The sequence below is a fragment of the Frankia sp. RB5 genome (genome assembly GCF_059816245.1).
Genome location: NZ_JCBATA010000014.1, coordinates 1 through 16,766, shown reverse-complemented (window position 1 = coordinate 16,766; position 16,766 = coordinate 1). Strand labels below are relative to the sequence as shown.

The following is a 16,766-nucleotide window of genomic DNA, read 5'->3' as shown; positions in this document are numbered from 1 at the left end:
GTCCGCTCCTTGGCAGCGACCGCCCACGCCGAGGCGGGGGCGAGGGCGCCGACCCGTGCGGGACCAGGCTCCCGAAGGACCACCAGAACGTGGGAAGGCCGGCACGGACGAGGGTACGGGCGAGTTCCAGGGCCTGGTGCTCGCCCGCCTGCACCGCAGCGCCTTCGAGCACCTGGGTGTGCGGGCGTGCCCGAAGCTGACCGGCCGACGCGGCGTCCAGATCTGGATGCCGGTGGCACCCGGGACGACCTTCGACGAGACGCGAGCCTGGGACGAGCTCGACGACCCCGCGCTGCGCCCCGACAGCGTCACGATCCGCACGGTCTTCGACCGTCTGGCTCGGCGCGGCGACCCCTTCCGCGCCGTGCTCGACGCGAGCCAACCCCTCCCGCCCCTCACCTGAGACCCGGCGATGGTGGGCTTGTCCGTCGCGCCGTGGGGTTTTCGCCGGATCAGGCACGAAGTGGCCAGTGGGCCGCGACGGCCTGGCCTGGTTGGTATGAAGCAAGCACCCAGCCGCGTCTGATGGATGGAGAGCCGAAAAACCATGGTCTCGGCCCTTGCCGCAGTCTCCCTCGTACTGACCGGGCTCGTCGCCGGCACGATGACCATCGGCCTGGTCGCAGTGCGCCCCGCGATGCACTCCCTGCCTACGACCACCTACGTCCTCGTCAAACAGGCGTTCGATATCAGCTACCCGAAGTTCATGAAGCCGTTGCAGATCGCCTGCCTGCTCTCGACGGTCGCTCTGGCGGTGACCGCCGCCGTGGCCGGCTCCAGGGCCTGCGCGATCCTCGCCGCGGTCGCCGCGGTGGGCGTCCTCGTCAACATCATCGTCACCGTTCGGGGTGACCTCCCGATCAACAACGCGATGGCCACCTGGACGCCGGAGGCGCCGCCGAGCGACTGGCAGTCCCAGCGGGCCCGCTGGGACCATTTCAACTCCATCCGGACGATCGCCGCGATCAGCGCCCTGGTACTGCTCGCCCTGGCGGCGACCGCGTCCTGACTCCTCTCCAGTGGCGGCCGTGACGCCGCCTTCCGTGGCAGGTCACCCGGAGAGCGCCGGCCTCGTCGATGTCGAGGCCGGCGCTCTCCGGGCTTGACTAGTACGGCCGTCCTAGTGCATCCGCCGACGCGGCGGCGGCGGACTACGACGCGTTCGTCCTGCCCGGCGGCGTCGCCAATCCCGCCGCGGCCCGTTCCGCAGGTCTGGGGGTCCGGACGCCGCGGTCCGTCTGGTGACCGCTATCGTGGGGATCGTCGTCGGGATACGTTTCTCTTCGCGTTCGGAAACGTGGCGACGCTTGGGATACCTTGGTCAGATTCTTGTGAGCAGGTTCTGCATAGTTGTAATTTCGGTTGTCTGTGTGGTCTGAATGCTGTCCGCGAGCTTCTTCGCCGGGGCGTAGCGTCCGTCGCGGATCTCCGCCTTCGCCATGGCGACCGCTCCCTGGTGATGCATGATCATCATCGTGAGGAACATCCTGTCGAAGGCTTGACCGGTTGCCATCGACATTTTCGTCATGTCCGTGTCGCTCATCATTCCGGCCATGCCACCCGGCATGGGGGTGGCCGAACCGGTTCCGCCCATGCCGTGCTCTCCCATCCCGTGTCCGCCCATGCCGGGGGTGGAGTGGGCAGGCGTGATGGGCTGGTGCCAGGTGGTGAGCCAGTCGGTCATGGTGGCGATCTCGGGCGCCTGGGCTCGGCGGATCTGCTGGGCGAGCGCCTTCACCTCCGGGTTGTGGGCCCGGGTGCTGGCCAGGTCGGCCATCGCGATCGCCTGCTGGTGATGGGGGATCATGTTCTGGGCGAAGGTGATGTCGGCGGTGTTGTGATCGGTGGCATCGGTGGCGTCGGCGGCACCGCCCCCGCTGCCGCAGGCGCTGAGTACGATCGCCGCAAAGATCGCGGGAATGAGCAGGATGAGTCGTCTCATGCTGGTTCCTTGTCTGTCCGTAGGTCCGAAGGCCGGCGCGCGGCGCGGAGATCCGGCCGGTGCGCGAGGGTGATCGGTCTACAGGCGCAGCACGCAGAGTGAGGCGAGCGAGGGAGCACGGGACCGTGGCGGACCGTCTGGCGGCGATCGTCCGGATCGGAAGGTAGCCGTCTGCGACCGTCTCCCACCGCGGCGGACCAGGTGGGCGGCCCAGCCGATCAGCAGGACGGCGGTCAGGAAACCGGTCAGGAAACCGGCCAGGCGCAGGAACGCCAGACACATCGCGCCGGCATGTCCGCTCTCGCAGTCCGGGCTGTTCCGGATGTGGTCCACCGTGAGCGGCCGTTGCCCCGGGCCGTTACCAGCCCGAGACAGGGGCGTGGCCTCGGGACGCGTTGGCATAGCGCCCACGGGCATCGATGTACCGCTGTGTGCCCCGGCGGGGGCATGCGCCTGACGGTTGACGTGGGCAGACAGCCCGCCGTGCATGAGCAGGACGCCCAGCAGCACGAGGACGAAAAGCGGGAAGACGGACAGCGAGCCCCAGGTGGTTTTCCCCCGGAGCCGGCCAATCATGGCCTCATTCTGCCCGGGACCACGTGGGTCGACGCGGACCGAAACCACGTCAACCCGCCGTCGATGGAGGGAGAGAGGAACGGGTCACCTGACCCGGCCGACGTAGTAGGTGCTGGAGTAGATGGGTTGTAGGTTGATGGTGCGCCCCGTCTGCGGCGCGGCCCACATGTAGCCGTTTCCTGCGTAGATGCCCATATGGGTAATGTTGCCTGGCGTCCCGAAGAAGATCAGGTCTCCGGGCTGCTTGCCGGATTTCGGTATCCGGATCGTGGCCTGGAACTGTTGTTGCGCCGTACGTGGCAGATTCCGGCCGAGCTGCCGGTAGACGTACTGGGCGTAGCCCGAGCAGTCGAAGGCGTAGGGGCCCGCGGCCCCCCAGACGTAGGGCTTGCCCTTCTGTAGCGAGGCGAGGTAGACGGCTTTCGCGCCGATTCCGCTCGCAGGTACTTCGGTGACCACCGACGGGGTACCCGCGATCGAGGGTGCTTCGCTGGCGCTGGTGGACTGTGTGTTCGGTGCGGTGACGGTGACCGTGGTCGCGCCGGCGAGAGAGGGGCGCAACGCGTCGGAGCCGTCGAAGACAGCGGTGAGAGTGATGGTCGACAGCAGCCGGGCGGAGATATATGCCTCGCCGGCGCCGTTGGTCCGCAGCCGGGCGGTGGTGGTCCACTTCGGGCCGTCGACCATGGCGATCCGTACCGTCGCCCCTGCGAGGGGAGTCCGTCCGTCCGCCGTGGCCGCGCGCACGGTGAAGACGACGGAGGAGTTCGGGGCAATCGTGGAACGGTCCGGGCTGATGGACACGGCGGTGAAGCTGGACGCCGAAGTCGGTTCCGCGATCGCGTCGGCGAGGGGCACGGCCTGGCGATCTGGGGTGAGCGGGTGCGAGCCGGCGATCAGGTCCGCCGTGGTGACCGGTGTGGCGGGCACGGCGGGCAGGTTGTCGGAGGTCGCCAGGGCGAACCCGGTGGACGCCGCGGCGAAACTGCCCGTGGTCATCATCGCGACGGTCGCGGCTCGGCGCTGCGCGCGCGTGAGCCGGATGCTCCGTCTGCCGAGCTGAGTGGCCTGATACAGAAGGCCGCGCCCCGCGGCGTGTGTGGTGTCCAGCGCTGGAAGCCCGTTCCCCGCGGTGCGATCCACCAAAGATCCCTCCTTCGCCCCACTCGGCTCCTAACTACTATGCCATGTAGCAGATAGGGGCAGAGCGGGCGGCCTCCGGAACGGGCGGCGCATCCGGACCTCCGTCGCAGAGCGCCAGCTGGGAAGATCCTGGGGCAACCGGTGGCCCTCGCCGCCGCGGAGTCGCCGGGAGTCGGCGACCGGGAGCTCCCTGGCATGGCGGCCGCGTGGGTGACGCGGACGCGTGCGCAGTGGTGAACTCGGGTGTCGGTATCGCGGATCGCCGCCGTGCGGGTGGGACAGGAGACGAACGGGGCGTGGTGGAACAGCTCGGCGACCTGGAGGCCGAGATCATGGATCGGGTGTGGTCGGCCCGGGGGCCGATGGCCGTGCGGGACGTCCGGGGGCTGCTTGACCGCCCGTTGGCCTACACGACGGTGATGACCGTGATGGACCGACTGTTCCGCAAGGGCTGGCTCGCCCGGGAGCGGTCGGGGAGGTCGTACCGCTACCAGCCGGCGCTCAGTCGCAGCGCGTACACGGCCCGGTTGATGAGCGAGGTGCTCTCAGGGGCCGAGGACCGGGGCCTGACGCTGCTGCACTTCGTCGAGACCATGAACGCGGCGGAGTACGAGTCGTTGCGTAGCGCCGTGCAGTGGCACGAGGGTCAGCGCAGGCGGGGCGGCGACGACGACGGGACGCCGACGGCGTGATTCCCGCCGGGCTGACCGCCTATGCCCTGCTCGTCGCCTTCGGACTCCCGCGTCCGCTGGTCGGGGCCTCATGGACGTCCCGCGCGCCCCGGCTGGCGATCAGCATGTGGCTCGCCGCGGCGGCGTCTGTCGTCGCTACCTTGATCCTCGCCCCACTCCTGCTGATCGTGCCCAACCATGCTCTGGGTGACCTACTCGTCCTGCTGGTGCAGTGGTGCGGCTGGGCGGACCATCAGCTGCCCGTGCCCACCTGGACAGCGCCGCAGGCGGCAGGCGTCGCTGGCATCCTCGGCGTGATGGCACGTCTTGGGCATGCCATCGCCGCCGTCACGCTCACCCAGCGGCGGATTCGGCACCGCACCCACCGCGACATCCGCCTTGCGGGCCGCTTCCATCCGACGCTCGACGTCGTCGTCCTCGACCACCCCCAACCCAGCGCGTTCTGCCTACCGGGACGGGACGCGACCGTCGTACTGACCGCAGGAGCGCTCCGCACTCTGCCGGCCGCCGAGCTTCGCGCGGTGATCGCACACGAGCGGACCCATCTGCGCGGCCGGCATCACCTCATCCTGACCGGCGCGGCGATCCTCGACCGGGCGTTCGGGCCCGTCTCCCTCTTCGAGGACATGCACGGTGAGCTGCGGCGGCTCGTGGAACTCGCCGCCGACGACGGCGCAACGCGCCACTGCCCCCGTCACACCGTCGCGCACGCCGTCCTGCGTCTCGCGGCCCCACCCGCGTCCGCGCTGGGCATGGGAAGCACCGCGGTCCACCAACGGGTTCTGCGCCTGCTCACCGCACAGGCACCGCTCGGCGGTCCCGCTGTCGCGGCGCGGGCCCTGCTGATCGCCGCCCTCCTCCTCACGCCGCTGACGGTCATCACCATGCCCGCCCTGAGCGACCTCGGCTACCACTGCGCCTGACCAGGACGAGCCTGCACCAGCGCCGTACCGGGAAGTCCGACGACGAGCAGAGTGACGATGGCAAGCCCCACGACCAAGCCGTAGATCGGCGTGTACCTCTTCATCTCGGTCCTCCCTCACGGCCCTGTCTCGCTTTCCCCCTGGTCCCGGGGAGCCGAGCACTTGGGCCTCCCGGGGCGGGCCGGTGGACACTCCGGAGGTGCATCGAAGTTCCCTACTAGTCTCTGTAGTAGCAGCTCGGGTGGTTGCCGTTGCCCGAGGGAGGGCGACGGAGCGGGGCAGGGTGGTCCTCCGCCCACGATGTTGTGACCCTCGCCGGGCGCGGCGGACGCCCGGCGCTGCCGGCGCCACCAGCTCGGCCAGATCTCGGGCAACTACGTCGACGGGCAAACGATCAAAGGCCTTGATCGGATTTTTCCGATCAAGGCCCTGACCTGCGAGTAGCTGTGGACCCGTTGGTGGCGCCGAGCTGGTCCCGTCGTCCCGTCAAAGGCGAGTGGCCCTCGTACTGGCCTGGCGCCGCATCCCCGGCGGCAAGCCCCAGCCGAGCTCACCGGATGGTGTGCCCGCCCGGTCCTCGCCGACGCCGGCTACGGAGACTCGGCCAAGTTCCGCCAAGAGCTCACCGATCGGAACCTGGTCTACATCGTCGGCGTGACCCACACCGCGACCGTGGCGGCCGTGCGGGGGTGCGATCCGCCGTTCAGCTCGCGTCCCGGCGGATCTTGGTGGCTGGCCACGCGCCGGTCGTATCCACGACGGGTGAGTACTCTGCGGGATGAGCTGCACAGTCTGATCGACCGCCTACCCGAGTCGCAGGTGGCGCCGATCCTGGCTCTCGTGCGCGAGAGCGCGCCCGCCGAGAGCGGCGGCGACGAGTGGCCACTGCCCTATTTCGTCGGTGCGTTGGCCAGCGGCAAGGGCGATCTCGCCACCCGTTCGGCTGAGGTCCTGCGCGCCGAACTGGGGCGCGACCCCGAGTGATTGTCTGGGACACCGGGCCGCTGATCGCCGCCGCCGACACCGACGACGAGCACCACGCCCGCAGCGTCGCTCTCATGCGGCGCACGCCCCGGCCGCTACTCGTTCCCTACCCGTCCTGACCGAAGTCTGTTTCATGCTCGAACGGGAGAAAGGAACCCGCGCCGAAGCCGCGTTCCTGCGCTCCATCAACACCGGACAGATCAGCCTGATCCCGCTTGCTCGCCAGGACCTCGACCGGATGGTCGAGCTGGTCGAGAAGTACAGCGACTTCCCACTCGGCGCCGTCGACGCCTCCGTGCTCGCTGGTGCGGCCGACGAACGGTTGCTCCTGGCTCACCCGCAGCCAGCCGGCGGCCAGGACACAGCGCCAGACATCGTCGGGATACCAGGCCAGCACTCGACGTACGGTGAGCAGATCAAGCGGGTCGTCCCGGACCACGCCGCCCGTGAGGCTGGCCAGAATCTGGGTCGGCGCCAGCAGCAGTGGTCACTTCCACCTGGTGATGTGGCCGGCCGCCGTGTCGGTCGCCGTCGGGATAGACCACCGGGACACGTCGAACAGGGCCGGCAGCCTCTCCAGAGCGACGTCGATCGGCGTGGTGTCGAAGCCCGGCGGGACGAACAGCCGCACCCGGGCGCCGAACCGAACACGACCCGAGAATCTCCCCACGGCGTCCCGTCATGAACCAGACGACTCCATGATCCCACCGCCCCGCCGACGGATAGCGCCCGCGAGCTCCCGAAGACCCGCCCGAGACCACCTGACCACCTTGGGTCAACTCCACGCCGGCCGAACGGGGGTCCGGGGGTCGCCCCCCGGGAAAACATCGCGGCCCGCCGCGAAGCCGATCAAAGATCGGCGAACACGACGGGCCGGCTCGTGGAGGTGAGGGGACTCGAACCCCTGGCCTCCTCCGTGCGAGGGAGGCGCTCTACCAGGCTGAGCTACACCCCCTGGAAGTAACTGCAGCTTACAGGATGACGGGGGGCATGTGACGACCACCCCCCGCCGAGGAGGCGGAGACCGGGCGGGCGGACATGACGGGGGAGGTGGCGAGGGCGGGTTGGCCGGACCGTCCCGTGCGGGCCGCCGGAATGGTGATCTCTTCGGGGGTCTCGTGTCGTGTGGTCGGGCGGGCCGCCTGGCCGGCGGAGGGCGGGGCGGTGGCCTGGAGGACGGCCGCGGTGGCTGTCGGGTCGGCGAGGGTGGCCAGCAGGTGGTCGAAGAGGCGGGCCGCGGTGTCCGGGCGCAGCAGGCCGGCCTCGTGACCGCGCCAGCCCCAGGCGTCCGAGCCGTCCAGGATGACCTCCCGGTCGGGGCCCGCGTCGCCGGGGAAGGCGAGTCGCGCGTCCGTGGGGGGTGGCGTGCCGTCGAGCGGGCTGTGGACCCACAGCTGCAGCGATTCCTCGGGGCACCAGGACGCGTCCCGCACGGCGACCTGCCACGCCGCCCGACCGGGCCGGTACGCGGCCAGGCGGATGGCCGTCCCCCGGCAGCGGAAGTGCAGACCGACGCCGTCGCCGCGGACGCCGCGGACATCGACGGGCACCGCGCAGCTGCCGGGGCAGACCAGGTACCCGTCGGCTCGCAACCGGTTCATCCATGCCATGAAGGACACGGCTGACGCTGCCTTCCTGCTGGGTGCGGACGGATGACGACGTGGTGGGACGTGAGGCGGACGGGATGCTGTCCACCGACTGGCCGATGTGACCGTTCTGGCACCGACACCGGACCTGAGCGTCGAGGTCCGGCTCCCGATCAGCCGTCGAATCGGCGGCGACGACCGGCGTGCACCGGTCGGGTCCCCCGGGTCGATCCCACGGCTGTGGCCGCGGCCGGCGTGAGCGTCGGATCTGGACATGCGGGCGGCGGGGATTGCCGGTGGGGTACCGGGATCATCCCGCGGCCGGGCTCGGCGCGGTGGGCTCCGAGATCCCTCGCGCCCTGGGCGGCGCCGGTGCTTACCGGGCCGCGCGGACCCTTCGCGTGGCGATGGGCCTCAGTGGGCGCGAGGGCTGGGACAACACGGACAGGCTCCGGGACGACAGACCACCTGCCACGCCCAGTGAGGGGCGCGGCCGTGCTGCAAGCGGAGCGTCACCTGCTCGATTATGCACGGTCTCGTGGGCGGCTGCCGCCGCGCGACGGCAGCCGGCGACCAATGTGATGGTCAGTGGCCCTATGCCAGTTCGGCACCTGTTCTCCGGGACATCCGCCGCTTCCTGGCGCCTGTCGAGGTGGGCGCGAGGGGGACGCGGGCAGGGCCGCAGGCCCGGCGCCGGATCCAGTGTGGATGGCCCGATCGGGTGACGGTGTCCGGGCACCGGGCGCCATGGCCCGGGTGGGGATCGGGCCGCACGATGGGGGCATCACCACCGCAGGCGGCATCGGCTCGAGGCCGGCCGCCCGTCGGGAGGGCGGTGAACCATCGTGATCTTCGAGAGTCGTGCGGACGCCGGGCGGCGGCTCGCGGGCCGGTTGGCGCACCTGCGCGGACAGGACGTGGTCGTGCTGGGACTGCCGCGCGGCGGTGTCCCGGTCGGGTTCGAGGTCGCGCGGACGCTCGCCGCACCGCTCGACGTGATGCTCGTTCGCAAGATCGGCGTGCCCTCCCAGCCCGAACTGGCGATGGGGGCCATCGCCGAGGGCGGCGTGCGGGTGGTCAACGAGGAGGCCATCCGCCTGGCCCGGGTGGGCCAGGACGACTTCGCGCGGGTGGAGGCCAGGGAGGCCGTCGAGCTGGAGCGGCGGGGCCGGCTGTTCCGCGCCGGCCGTCCGCGCGTGCCGCTGCTGGGCCGCGCGGTGGTCGTCGTCGACGACGGGATCGCCACCGGGTCGACCGCGCTCGCCGCCTGCCGGGCGGTACGGGCCCAGGGCGCCGCGCGCATCGTGCTCGCCGCCCCGGTCGCCGCCCGCGACCGGGTCGCCTGGCTGCGGCAGGAGGCCGATGACGTGGTCTGCGTCCAGACACCGGAGACGTTCTTCGGCGTCGGCGAGTTCTACACCGACTTCGCCCAGACCGGCGACGAGGAGGTCGTGGATCTGCTGCGGCAGGCGGCCGGCGGCATCGGCCGTGGCGCCGACGTCGAGATCCCGGCCCCCGCCCCCACCCACCTGGAGGGTCGGCTCACCGTGCCCGCGCGTCCCCGCGGCGTCGTGGCCTTCGCGCACGGCAGCGGCAGCAGCCGGCACAGCCCCCGCAACCGGCTCGTCGCCGACACCCTGGTGGCGGCCGGCTTCGCCACCCTGCTGTTCGACCTGCTCACCGGCGACGAGGAGGAGGACGTCGGGAACGTCTTCGACATCGGGCTGCTGGCCCGCCGGCTGCTGGCCGCCACCGCCTGGCTGCGGGGCGAGCCGTCGCTGGCAGGGGCGCCGGTGGGCTGGTTCGGCGCGAGCACCGGAGCGGCGGCCGCCCTGTGGGCCGCGGGGGAACCCGGCTGCGGCGTGGCCGCCATCGTCTCCCGGGGCGGCCGGCCGGACCTGGCTCGCGACCGGCTGGCGGCGGTGCGCGCGCCTACCCTGCTGATCGTCGGCGGGCGAGACGATCGCGTCCTCGACCTCAACGAATGGGCCCGCCAGCGCCTCACCGGCTGCCCGAACCGCCTGGAGATCGTCCCCGGGGCGACCCACCTGTTCACCGAGCCCGATGCTCTGGCCCGGGTCGCGACCTTCGCCCGGGACTGGTTCGTCGACCGGATGACCATCCGACGCCAGGCACGTTCCGCCTGACCGGGTCCTCCCGCCAGCCGTACCAGGCCCTGCCAGTCGGGTCATCGCCTCGTCGGATCGGGGGACCGCGAGTGGCCTCAGACGAGTGCGTCGTACCAGGTGTCATCAGGTGCCTACGGCTCGGAAACGGGGAACGTACAGGAGGGAACCGTGGGGCCCCATCGCCCGCGCACGCGCACGCGCCATGGGCCGTCACGCACGGTGGGCAGAGCGGAGGGGGAGGATCATGGCCTACGTCGGCTCGATGATCAGCAGGCCGCCGGTGACCGTCGACAGAAGCACCACGATCGCCGACGCCGCCCGGCGGATGGCGCGGACGGGCGTGGGCGCGCTGTTGGTGGTCGACGGCGACCGGCTTGTCGGCATCGTCACCGATCGCGACATCGTGGTCCGTGGGCTGGCGCGGGACGTTGCCGCCGATGGCCGCATCGACGCCCTGATGACCACGAACGTGGTCACGATTCCCGCCGGGATGGGCGTCGAGCGGGCCTACGAGATCTTCCGCGGCCATGCCCTGCGACGGCTGCCAGTGCTCGACGGCCGCCGCATCGTCGGCATGGTCACCGTCGACGATCTGCTCGTCCGCAGCGAGCGGGAGATGGCGGACCTGGTCCATCCGCTGCGCGATGAGACGTTCGCCCCGCGCCACGAACCCACCCCGCCGGTGGCCGTCGGCGCCGTTCCGGCGGCCAGCCCGACGTCATCGGTCGCAACCACGCCGTCGGCCGGATCCATGTCGTCCATGGGCAGCATGTCGTCGGCCGGAACCATGTCGTCGGCCGGAACCATGTCCTCCCCAGGGACCATGTCCTCGATCGGGAAGGCCGCGTCGGCTGGGAAGGCCGCGTCGGCTGGAAAGGCAGCTTCGGCTGGGAAGGCGGCGTCCGAGGGGGCGGCCTCCCGCGGGGCGCCGGCGGGAGCGGCGGCGTCCGCTCGGGCAGTGGCGGCGTCGTCGGCCGGGGCGGCGCCGGACGACGAGATGACGGTGGACGTCGAGATCTCGCGGTCGGACGTCTTCCCCCGCCGGACGGGTGTGCTGCGGGCCCACCCCGGTGACGTGCTGATCGTCCACAGCCACGTACCCCACACGGCGGACCGGTCGGGGGAGATCTTCGAGACGCGCTCGGACGCGGGCGACCCGCCCTTCGCCGTGCGCTGGACCGACACCGGGCAGGTCAGCTTCGTCTTCCCCGGCCCGGACGCGGAGGTCCGGCACCGCAACGGCAGCTGCGCCACGTTCGTCGGCGCCGGCGCCGAGCGGTAGGACGCGCCCGCCCGCGGCTCAGGTGCCGGCGAGATCGACCAGGCGGCCCGCATTGAGGGCGATGGTGCGGTCGGCCAGCACCTCGGCGTCCACCGGGTCGTGCGTGACGATGAGCACGGGCGCGGACAGGTCCGGCAGGACCCCGCGCAGGAACGCCCGCACCTCGCCGCGGGTGGTGGTGTCCAGCGCCGCGAGCGGCTCGTCGAGCAGCAGTAGCCGCGGCTGGGTGGCCAGCGCCCGGGCGAGGGCGACCCGCTGCCCCTGACCGCCGGACAGCGCGCCGGGCCGGCGGTCGGCCAGCTCGCCGACGCCGAACCGGGCCAGCCAGGTGTCGGCCTGCGCCCGGGCGGCCTTGCGGCGCAGGCCGAGGCGGGCCCGCAGGCCGAAGGCGACGTTCTCCCGGGCCCGCAGATGTGGGAACAGCAGGTAGTCCTGGAACACGACCCCCACCGGACGTCGCTCGCAGGGCACGAACACCCGCTCGGCCGGGTCGTCGAGGACCTCGCCGGCCAGCGAGATCCGGCCCTCGTCGATCGGGAGCAGGCCGGCCAGCGCGCGCAGCAGTGTGCTCTTGCCGGCGCCGCTTCGACCGAGGACGGCGACCGTCTCGCCCCGCTCCACCCGCAGCCCGACATCGAGGACGAACTCGCCCCGGCGAACCGCGATCCGGGCGTCGAGGCCCTGCGCCGCTGCCGCGGCGGCCGCTGTGCCGCCGACCACATCCGTGCTCTCGGGCTGGCCGGGGCTCACCGGGGATCTCCGTCCGCCGGGATGTCGCGGGTCGCGCCGGCGCGCGGGAGCCGACGGGCGCCACCCAGACGGCGGGCGCCGGGCAGCCAGTTCGCACGCAGCGTCACCAGAACGGCGACACACACCGCCAGCAGAACGAGTGACAGCGCGATGGCCGCGTCCGGATCGCTCTCGAGCGCCAGGTAGACAGACAGCGGCATCGTCTGCGTGCTGCCGGGGAAGTTGCCGGCGAAGGTGATCGTCGCGCCGAACTCGCCGAGTGCCCGGGCCCAGCACAGCGCGGCCCCGGCGGCCACCGCGGGGGCGACGAGCGGGACCGTCACCCGCCGGAACGTCGTCCACGGGTCGGCGCCGAGGGTCGCCGCAGCGTCCTCGTAGCGGCGATCGGCGCTGTTCAGCGCCCCCTCCACCGAGACGACGAGGAACGGCATCGCCACGAACGTCTGCGCCACCACCACGCCGGTGCTGGTGAAGGGCAGGGTGATCCCGAACCAGTCGTCCAGCCGTTCCCCGAGCACGCCGCGCCGGCCCAGCGCCAGCAGCAGCGCCACGCCGCCGACGACCGGCGGCAGCACCAGCGGCAGCGTGACCAGCGCCCGCAGCAGGGTCCGGCCGGGGAAGCGGGTGCGGGCCAGCAGCCAGGCCAGCGGAATGCCGAACACCAGCGACAACGCGGTTGCCTCGGTGGCGGTGCGCAGCGACAGCAGCAGGGCCTGCCGGACGCTCTTCTCCGTGATCAGCCTGGGCAGCCCGGACCACGGGGTGCGGATCAGCAGCCCGACGAGCGGAAGCAGCAGGAACAGGACGGCCACCGCCGCCGGCACCCACAGGGCCCACGGGACGCGCCGGCGGGTCTCGCGGCGCACGGCGCGGGCAGCACCGCGTGGGCCCTGCCGCCGCGACGGCAGGGCCCACGGCAGCGAGGTACCACCTGGGCTCGTCATCGACGGTTCAGCGGCGCTCGGGCATCTCGATGACGACGTTGGTGGACTTCACCGCGCCCACCGCGAGGACACCGGGCTCCAGGCCCAGCTCGTCCGCCGCCTCGCGGCTCATCAGCGACACCAGTCGGTGCGGGCCGGCCTGGATCTCGACCTGGGCCATCACCGTGTCGCGGGTGACCCGGGTGATGATGCCGGGGAAGCGGTTGCGGGCGGACTCCGCCACGACGGGTATCGTGGAACTTCCCTGCTCGCCCGCCAGGTCCTTGGCGAACTCGGCCAGGTTGGCGCCTTCGATGGCCCGGCGGCCCGCGTCGTCGTGGATGGTCGGCAGCCGGCCGCTGTCCGCCCACCGGCGGACGGTGTCGTCACTGACACCGAGCAGCGTCGCCGCCTCGCTGATCCGGAATGTCGGCATGCAGTGATGGTAACCCCGCAGCTTCGGTGTTTCCCGAAAGATTTACCCGATTTTGCGACGATTCCGGCCAGGTTCTGCCGCTGCCGCGGAGTTCGTGCCTGGGGTTCGTGGCGGGTTGGTCGTGGGCTTGCCCGGCCTGGTCCGGGCGGGATGCCCCGTTGGCGCCCGGCATCCGGCCCCGGCGGGGCACGATGCGGAGGTCACCACGTTCACCCCCGTCCCTGGAGCACCCGTGACCCTCCCCGAGAGCCTGTTCGCCACCGCCCCGATCGCCGACGGGACGAGGCCCGATCCGTCGCGCCGGGCCGCGGGACCGGTGCGGATCAACGTCCGCGCGCTGCTCGTCGAGGGGGACCGCATCCTGCTGGCCAACGTGCGCGGCCAGTCGACCTTCCACCTGCCCGGCGGGCGGGTGCCCCCGGGCGACTCGGTCCAGACGGCGCTGCGCCGCCTGCTCGACGAGCAGGCCGGCATCGACGCGGACCAGGTGACGTTCGTCGGCTGCGTGGAGACCACCGGGGTCGAGCACGGCGAACCGGTCGCGGAGCTCGACGTCGTCTTCGCGGTGGACAGATCGTGGGCGGGCGAGTTCGGCAGCCGGCTCGACGACCTGGACATCGTCTCGGCCTCCCTGGCCAGCCTGTCCGATCTCCAGCTGCGGCCCGACGTGCTGCGCCAACTCATCCCCGACTGGCTGCTGCACGCCCGGCCGGCCTGGTACGGCGCGTCGGGCCGCTGACGTCCGGGCGGGGTTGACCTCACGTCGGCTTCAGCTCCTAGCCTCGGGCGGACGCACCGTCTCCCGACCTGGAGAGCAGATCATGTACGCCATCCGGCTGCACGAGTTCGGCCCCGCGGACAACCTTCGGTACGAGGAGGTGGACGATCCGCGGCCCGGTCCCGGCGAGGTGCGGATCGCCGTGGAGGCCGCCGGGGTGCATCTCATCGACACCCGGCTGCGGGCGGGGGTCGCGTCGGGCCCACTCGCCGTGCCGTCGCTGCCGACCATCCCCGGACGCGAGGTGGCCGGGACCGTCGACGCGGTGGGCGACAACGTCGACGAGGGCTGGCTGGGACAGCGGGTCGTCGCCCATCTCGGGCCGCGCGGGCAGGGCTACGCGCAGCTCGCCGTCCGCGAGGTCGAGCACGTCCACCCGGTGGCGCCCGCGCTCGACGCTTCCACCGCCGTCGCGATGATCGGGACCGGGCGCACCGCCCTCGGCGTTCTCGACGTCGCCGAACTGACCGCGGACGACGTCGTCCTGATCACCGCGGCCGCCGGTGGTCTCGGTAGCCTGCTCGTGCAGGCGGCGCGCAACGCGGGCGCCGTCGCCGTCGGGCTCGCCGGGGGAGCGGCGAAGACCGCCGCGGTGCGTCGCCTCGGCGCCGACGTGGCCGTCGACTACCGCCGGCCCGGCTGGCCGGACGAGGTGCGCGCCGCGCTCGACGGGCGCTCGGTCACGGTGACCCTCGACGGCGTCGGGGGCGACACCGGCCGCGCCGCGCTGGAGCTGACCGGTCCGGCCGGCCGGTTCCTCGTGTTCGGCTGGTCCGCCGGTGCCCCCACACCGATCACCACGGCGGACGTGGTGCAGCGAGGCCTGCTGGTCGCGTCCGTCCTGGGCGCTCGGATGCTGCGCCGGCCCGGCGGGCTGGCCGCGCTGGAGGAGGCCGCGCTGGCCGCGGCGACCGCCGGGACGCTCGTCCCCGCGGTTCACACCTTCCCGTTGGCCGAGGCGGCGGCGGCACACGCGGCGCTGGAGAACCGGGGCACCATCGGCAAGGTCGTTCTGCTCACCTGAGTCCGCGGCCGGCCGGCATGCGCTGTCCCCCCGGCTACAGTCGCGGAGTGTCATTTTCCTGCGCGATCCTGGGCGTGAGGGTGCCGGCGTGCTTGTCGTCGGTGTGACAGGCCATCGCGGACTCACCGACGAGCAGCGCGCGTTCGTCGCCGGCGAGCTGTGGCGGCTGCTGGCGCCGCTGTCCCCCGGCGGTTTCGCGGGCATCAGCTGCCTGGCCGACGGGGCCGACACCGTGTTCGCCGACGTCGTCCTCAAGCTCGGCGGACGGTTGATCTCGGTGATTCCCGCGGCCGGCTACCGGGAGCTCCAGCCGGCCGACCACCGTCCCGAGTACGACCGGCTGGTGCGCAGCTCCGCCGAGGTCCGCCGGCAGGATCGGCCCAGCCCCGACCCGGCGAGCCTGATGCTCGCGAGCCGCGTGCTCGTCGACTCCTCCGACCGGATCATCGCGGTCTGGGACGGGCTGCCCGCCCGTGGCTACGGCGGCACGGCGGACGTCGTCGACTACGCGCGGCTGCGCGGCCGGCCCGTGCAGATCATCTGGCCGGACGGCGACGTCCGCGGCCCGGCTAGCGGGGAGTGAGCGGCACGATGCCGATGGGCACCGCGGTGAGGCCCGAGCTGGAGCCCCCCGCGGCGCTCCCGCCACCCGTGGCCGCGCCCGCGGTCGCCGTTGCGGTGCCCTGCTGGACCGTGGTGCTCTGACCGGTGCCCGTCTGGGCCGTGGCCGCGCCTGCCTGGGCGGCGCCCGTGGTGGCCTGTCCGCCAGCACCCGCCTGGGCCACGGCGGTGGTGGTCTGGGTGGTCGACGGGGGCGAGGGGTTCTGTGCCGGCTGGGCTGCCACCGCGGCGGCGGCCGTGCCGGCGGCCGGGATACGGCCCATCGGCCGGTTGACGGTGCCGGGGCTCGTGCCGGTGTTGGTTCCGGCCTGGACAGGCGGGGCGGCGGCTGCCTCGACGGCGGAGTGCTCCGGGGTGGCGGGCGTGCCCGGCGCGGCGGGGGTGGCCGGCTCCGTGGGAGTCAGCAGTGTGATCAGTAGGCCGGCCGGCGGCTCCGGGGCCGAGCGCGCGTCGCTGCCGGGTGCGCTCGGCTGGGTGGCTGGTGGGGATGCCGCGTCGGGCCGGCTGGCGGCCGCGAGGCGCAGCGTGCTGAGCGCGAGATCCTCGGCGGCGAGGCTGCCCTGCTGATCCTGCTCGGTGGGGGCGAGCGGGTCGCTGCCCCGACCTGACGGCGCGCCCGTCACCGTGTCCGCCGGATCGGTGGACCGGGGCACCGCCGGGGCGGGGACGCGGGCGGAATCCCGGCCGGTCGCCGGATTCCGGTCGGCGGAGCGGCTGGCGGCGGGACCGTCCGGTCGCGTGTCGTGCAGCGGGGCCTGGGCGCCGGTCGTCACGTCGTCACTGGCGGCGCTGAGACCCGCGGCGGTGGCGGCGGCCGCCACGGCGGCCACGGCCGCCACCGCGAGCGCGGCGACCGGGCGGCCCCGCTCGCCGTGGGCGCGATCGGAAGAGCCGCGGGGAGGGCCAACTTGTGAGGAAACCGGGGGAGGACGGGGGGCGCGCAAGCCGTGAGCAAAGGGGGGGGGGGGGGGGGGGGG

The 16,766-nt window shown here is 72.7% G+C and carries 20 protein-coding genes, 1 tRNA gene and 1 pseudogene; 12 read left to right on the top strand and 10 right to left on the bottom strand.

Going from position 1 to position 16,766, the window contains the following annotated elements; genetic code table 11:
• Nucleotides 1-55: 55 nt before the first annotated feature.
• Both AC6EXY_RS09425 and AC6EXY_RS09420 read left to right on the top strand, forming a co-directional pair.
• Nucleotides 56-403 carry a DNA ligase D gene (locus AC6EXY_RS09425; protein WP_207770438.1) on the top strand — a complete coding sequence of 116 codons (348 nt, stop codon included), beginning with the start codon at nt 56-58 and terminating at the stop codon, nt 401-403.
• Between the two features lie 144 nt (nt 404-547).
• The gene (locus tag AC6EXY_RS09420) at nt 548-1,009 is read left to right on the top strand and encodes an anthrone oxygenase family protein (protein ID WP_101833291.1); all 462 of its coding nucleotides are present in this window, start codon (nt 548-550) and stop codon (nt 1,007-1,009) included.
• 312 nt (nt 1,010-1,321) lie between these two features.
• On the opposite strand, the gene AC6EXY_RS09415 is transcribed toward AC6EXY_RS09420, so the two are convergent.
• Both AC6EXY_RS09415 and AC6EXY_RS09410 read right to left on the bottom strand, forming a co-directional pair.
• Nucleotides 1,322-1,942: a DUF305 domain-containing protein gene (locus AC6EXY_RS09415; RefSeq protein WP_101833290.1), complete on the bottom strand. Its 621-nt coding sequence runs from the start codon at nt 1,940-1,942 to the stop codon at nt 1,322-1,324.
• A gap of 660 nt (nt 1,943-2,602) precedes the next feature.
• A complete protein-coding gene (locus AC6EXY_RS09410; protein ID WP_499816994.1) occupies nt 2,603-3,661 on the bottom strand; it encodes a C40 family peptidase in 1,059 nt (352 codons plus the stop codon).
• Between the two features lie 296 nt (nt 3,662-3,957).
• Between AC6EXY_RS09410 and AC6EXY_RS09405 the strand changes: the two genes are divergently transcribed.
• From AC6EXY_RS09405 to AC6EXY_RS09385, 5 genes and pseudogenes are all read left to right on the top strand, one after another.
• Nucleotides 3,958-4,353, top strand: coding sequence for a BlaI/MecI/CopY family transcriptional regulator (locus tag AC6EXY_RS09405; protein ID WP_480014663.1), 396 nt, complete (start codon nt 3,958-3,960; stop codon nt 4,351-4,353).
• Nucleotides 4,350-5,276: a M56 family metallopeptidase gene (locus tag AC6EXY_RS09400; protein WP_243407817.1), complete on the top strand. Its 927-nt coding sequence runs from the start codon at nt 4,350-4,352 to the stop codon at nt 5,274-5,276. Before AC6EXY_RS09405 ends, AC6EXY_RS09400 begins: the two co-directional genes overlap by 4 nt.
• A 444-nt stretch (nt 5,277-5,720) precedes the next feature.
• Nucleotides 5,721-6,038, top strand: a pseudogene (locus AC6EXY_RS09395) (transposase); the annotation flags it as partial.
• Nucleotides 6,039-6,260, top strand: a complete 222-nt coding sequence (locus AC6EXY_RS09390; protein ID WP_101833312.1) for a hypothetical protein — start codon at nt 6,039-6,041, stop codon at nt 6,258-6,260.
• On the top strand, nt 6,257-6,379 hold the full coding sequence (locus tag AC6EXY_RS09385) for a hypothetical protein (protein ID WP_279354683.1): 123 nt from the start codon (nt 6,257-6,259) through the stop codon (nt 6,377-6,379). The genes AC6EXY_RS09390 and AC6EXY_RS09385 overlap by 4 nt, the downstream gene beginning before the upstream one ends.
• Here AC6EXY_RS09385 and AC6EXY_RS09380 read toward each other — a convergent pair.
• The 4 genes from AC6EXY_RS09380 to AC6EXY_RS09365 form a co-directional block, all read right to left on the bottom strand.
• Nucleotides 6,367-6,699, bottom strand: coding sequence for a DUF4037 domain-containing protein (locus tag AC6EXY_RS09380; protein WP_243407816.1), 333 nt, complete (start codon nt 6,697-6,699; stop codon nt 6,367-6,369). The two genes, AC6EXY_RS09385 and AC6EXY_RS09380, sit on opposite strands and share 13 nt — an antisense overlap.
• A gap of 48 nt (nt 6,700-6,747) precedes the next feature.
• The gene (locus AC6EXY_RS09375) at nt 6,748-6,930 is read right to left on the bottom strand and encodes a hypothetical protein (RefSeq protein ID WP_243407815.1); all 183 of its coding nucleotides are present in this window, start codon (nt 6,928-6,930) and stop codon (nt 6,748-6,750) included.
• 211 nt (nt 6,931-7,141) lie between these two features.
• A tRNA-Ala gene (locus AC6EXY_RS09370) sits at nt 7,142-7,215 on the bottom strand.
• 16 nt (nt 7,216-7,231) lie between these two features.
• The gene (locus AC6EXY_RS09365) at nt 7,232-7,861 is read right to left on the bottom strand and encodes a hypothetical protein (protein ID WP_243407821.1); all 630 of its coding nucleotides are present in this window, start codon (nt 7,859-7,861) and stop codon (nt 7,232-7,234) included.
• Nucleotides 7,862-8,691: 830 nt separating this feature from the next.
• Here AC6EXY_RS09365 and AC6EXY_RS09360 point away from each other — a divergent pair.
• Complete coding sequence (locus AC6EXY_RS09360) at nt 8,692-9,993, top strand: phosphoribosyltransferase family protein (RefSeq protein ID WP_101833288.1); 1,302 nt, start codon at nt 8,692-8,694, stop codon at nt 9,991-9,993.
• Between the two features lie 226 nt (nt 9,994-10,219).
• Nucleotides 10,220-11,257, top strand: a complete 1,038-nt coding sequence (locus AC6EXY_RS09355; RefSeq protein WP_243407814.1) for a CBS domain-containing protein — start codon at nt 10,220-10,222, stop codon at nt 11,255-11,257.
• A gap of 18 nt (nt 11,258-11,275) precedes the next feature.
• Here AC6EXY_RS09355 and AC6EXY_RS09350 read toward each other — a convergent pair whose 3' ends face one another.
• From AC6EXY_RS09350 to AC6EXY_RS09340, 3 genes are read right to left on the bottom strand one after another with little or no spacing between them, the layout of a single operon-like run.
• The gene (locus AC6EXY_RS09350) at nt 11,276-12,007 is read right to left on the bottom strand and encodes an ABC transporter ATP-binding protein (protein WP_499816993.1); all 732 of its coding nucleotides are present in this window, start codon (nt 12,005-12,007) and stop codon (nt 11,276-11,278) included.
• Entirely contained in the window at nt 12,004-12,951 is a 948-nt protein-coding gene (locus AC6EXY_RS09345) for an ABC transporter permease (protein ID WP_101833286.1), read from the bottom strand. Before AC6EXY_RS09345 ends, AC6EXY_RS09350 begins: the two co-directional genes overlap by 4 nt.
• 7 nt (nt 12,952-12,958) lie before the next feature.
• Nucleotides 12,959-13,366, bottom strand: a complete 408-nt coding sequence (locus AC6EXY_RS09340; RefSeq protein WP_101833285.1) for a TOBE domain-containing protein — start codon at nt 13,364-13,366, stop codon at nt 12,959-12,961.
• Nucleotides 13,367-13,598: 232 nt separating this feature from the next.
• Between AC6EXY_RS09340 and AC6EXY_RS09335 the strand changes: the two genes are divergently transcribed.
• The 3 genes from AC6EXY_RS09335 to AC6EXY_RS09325 all read left to right on the top strand — a co-directional run bounded on the left by AC6EXY_RS09335 (nt 13,599) and on the right by AC6EXY_RS09325 (nt 15,751).
• Nucleotides 13,599-14,105, top strand: coding sequence for an NUDIX domain-containing protein (locus tag AC6EXY_RS09335; RefSeq protein ID WP_101833284.1), 507 nt, complete (start codon nt 13,599-13,601; stop codon nt 14,103-14,105).
• A gap of 82 nt (nt 14,106-14,187) precedes the next feature.
• Nucleotides 14,188-15,168, top strand: coding sequence for a zinc-binding dehydrogenase (locus tag AC6EXY_RS09330; protein ID WP_101833283.1), 981 nt, complete (start codon nt 14,188-14,190; stop codon nt 15,166-15,168).
• 88 nt (nt 15,169-15,256) lie between these two features.
• A complete protein-coding gene (locus AC6EXY_RS09325) occupies nt 15,257-15,751 on the top strand; it encodes a hypothetical protein (RefSeq protein ID WP_101833282.1) in 495 nt (164 codons plus the stop codon).
• Here AC6EXY_RS09325 and AC6EXY_RS09320 read toward each other — a convergent pair.
• Nucleotides 15,738-16,619, bottom strand: a complete 882-nt coding sequence (locus AC6EXY_RS09320; protein WP_499842325.1) for a hypothetical protein — start codon at nt 16,617-16,619, stop codon at nt 15,738-15,740. The two genes, AC6EXY_RS09325 and AC6EXY_RS09320, sit on opposite strands and share 14 nt — an antisense overlap.
• Between the last annotated feature and the right edge of the window lie 147 nt (nt 16,620-16,766).

Bases quoted from the DNA above. Each gene is read 5' to 3' on its own strand.
- AC6EXY_RS09345 (WP_101833286.1), bottom strand. From the start codon at position 12,951: ATGACGAGCCCAGGTGGTACCTCGCTGCCGTGGGCCCTGCCGTCGCGG.
- AC6EXY_RS09330 (WP_101833283.1), top strand. From the start codon at position 14,188: ATGTACGCCATCCGGCTGCACGAGTTCGGCCCCGCGGACAACCTTCGG.
- AC6EXY_RS09415 (WP_101833290.1), bottom strand. From the start codon at position 1,942: ATGAGACGACTCATCCTGCTCATTCCCGCGATCTTTGCGGCGATCGTA.
- AC6EXY_RS09420 (WP_101833291.1), top strand. From the start codon at position 548: ATGGTCTCGGCCCTTGCCGCAGTCTCCCTCGTACTGACCGGGCTCGTC.
- AC6EXY_RS09365 (WP_243407821.1), bottom strand. From the start codon at position 7,861: ATGAACCGGTTGCGAGCCGACGGGTACCTGGTCTGCCCCGGCAGCTGC.
- AC6EXY_RS09340 (WP_101833285.1), bottom strand. From the start codon at position 13,366: ATGCCGACATTCCGGATCAGCGAGGCGGCGACGCTGCTCGGTGTCAGT.
- AC6EXY_RS09355 (WP_243407814.1), top strand. From the start codon at position 10,220: ATGGCCTACGTCGGCTCGATGATCAGCAGGCCGCCGGTGACCGTCGAC.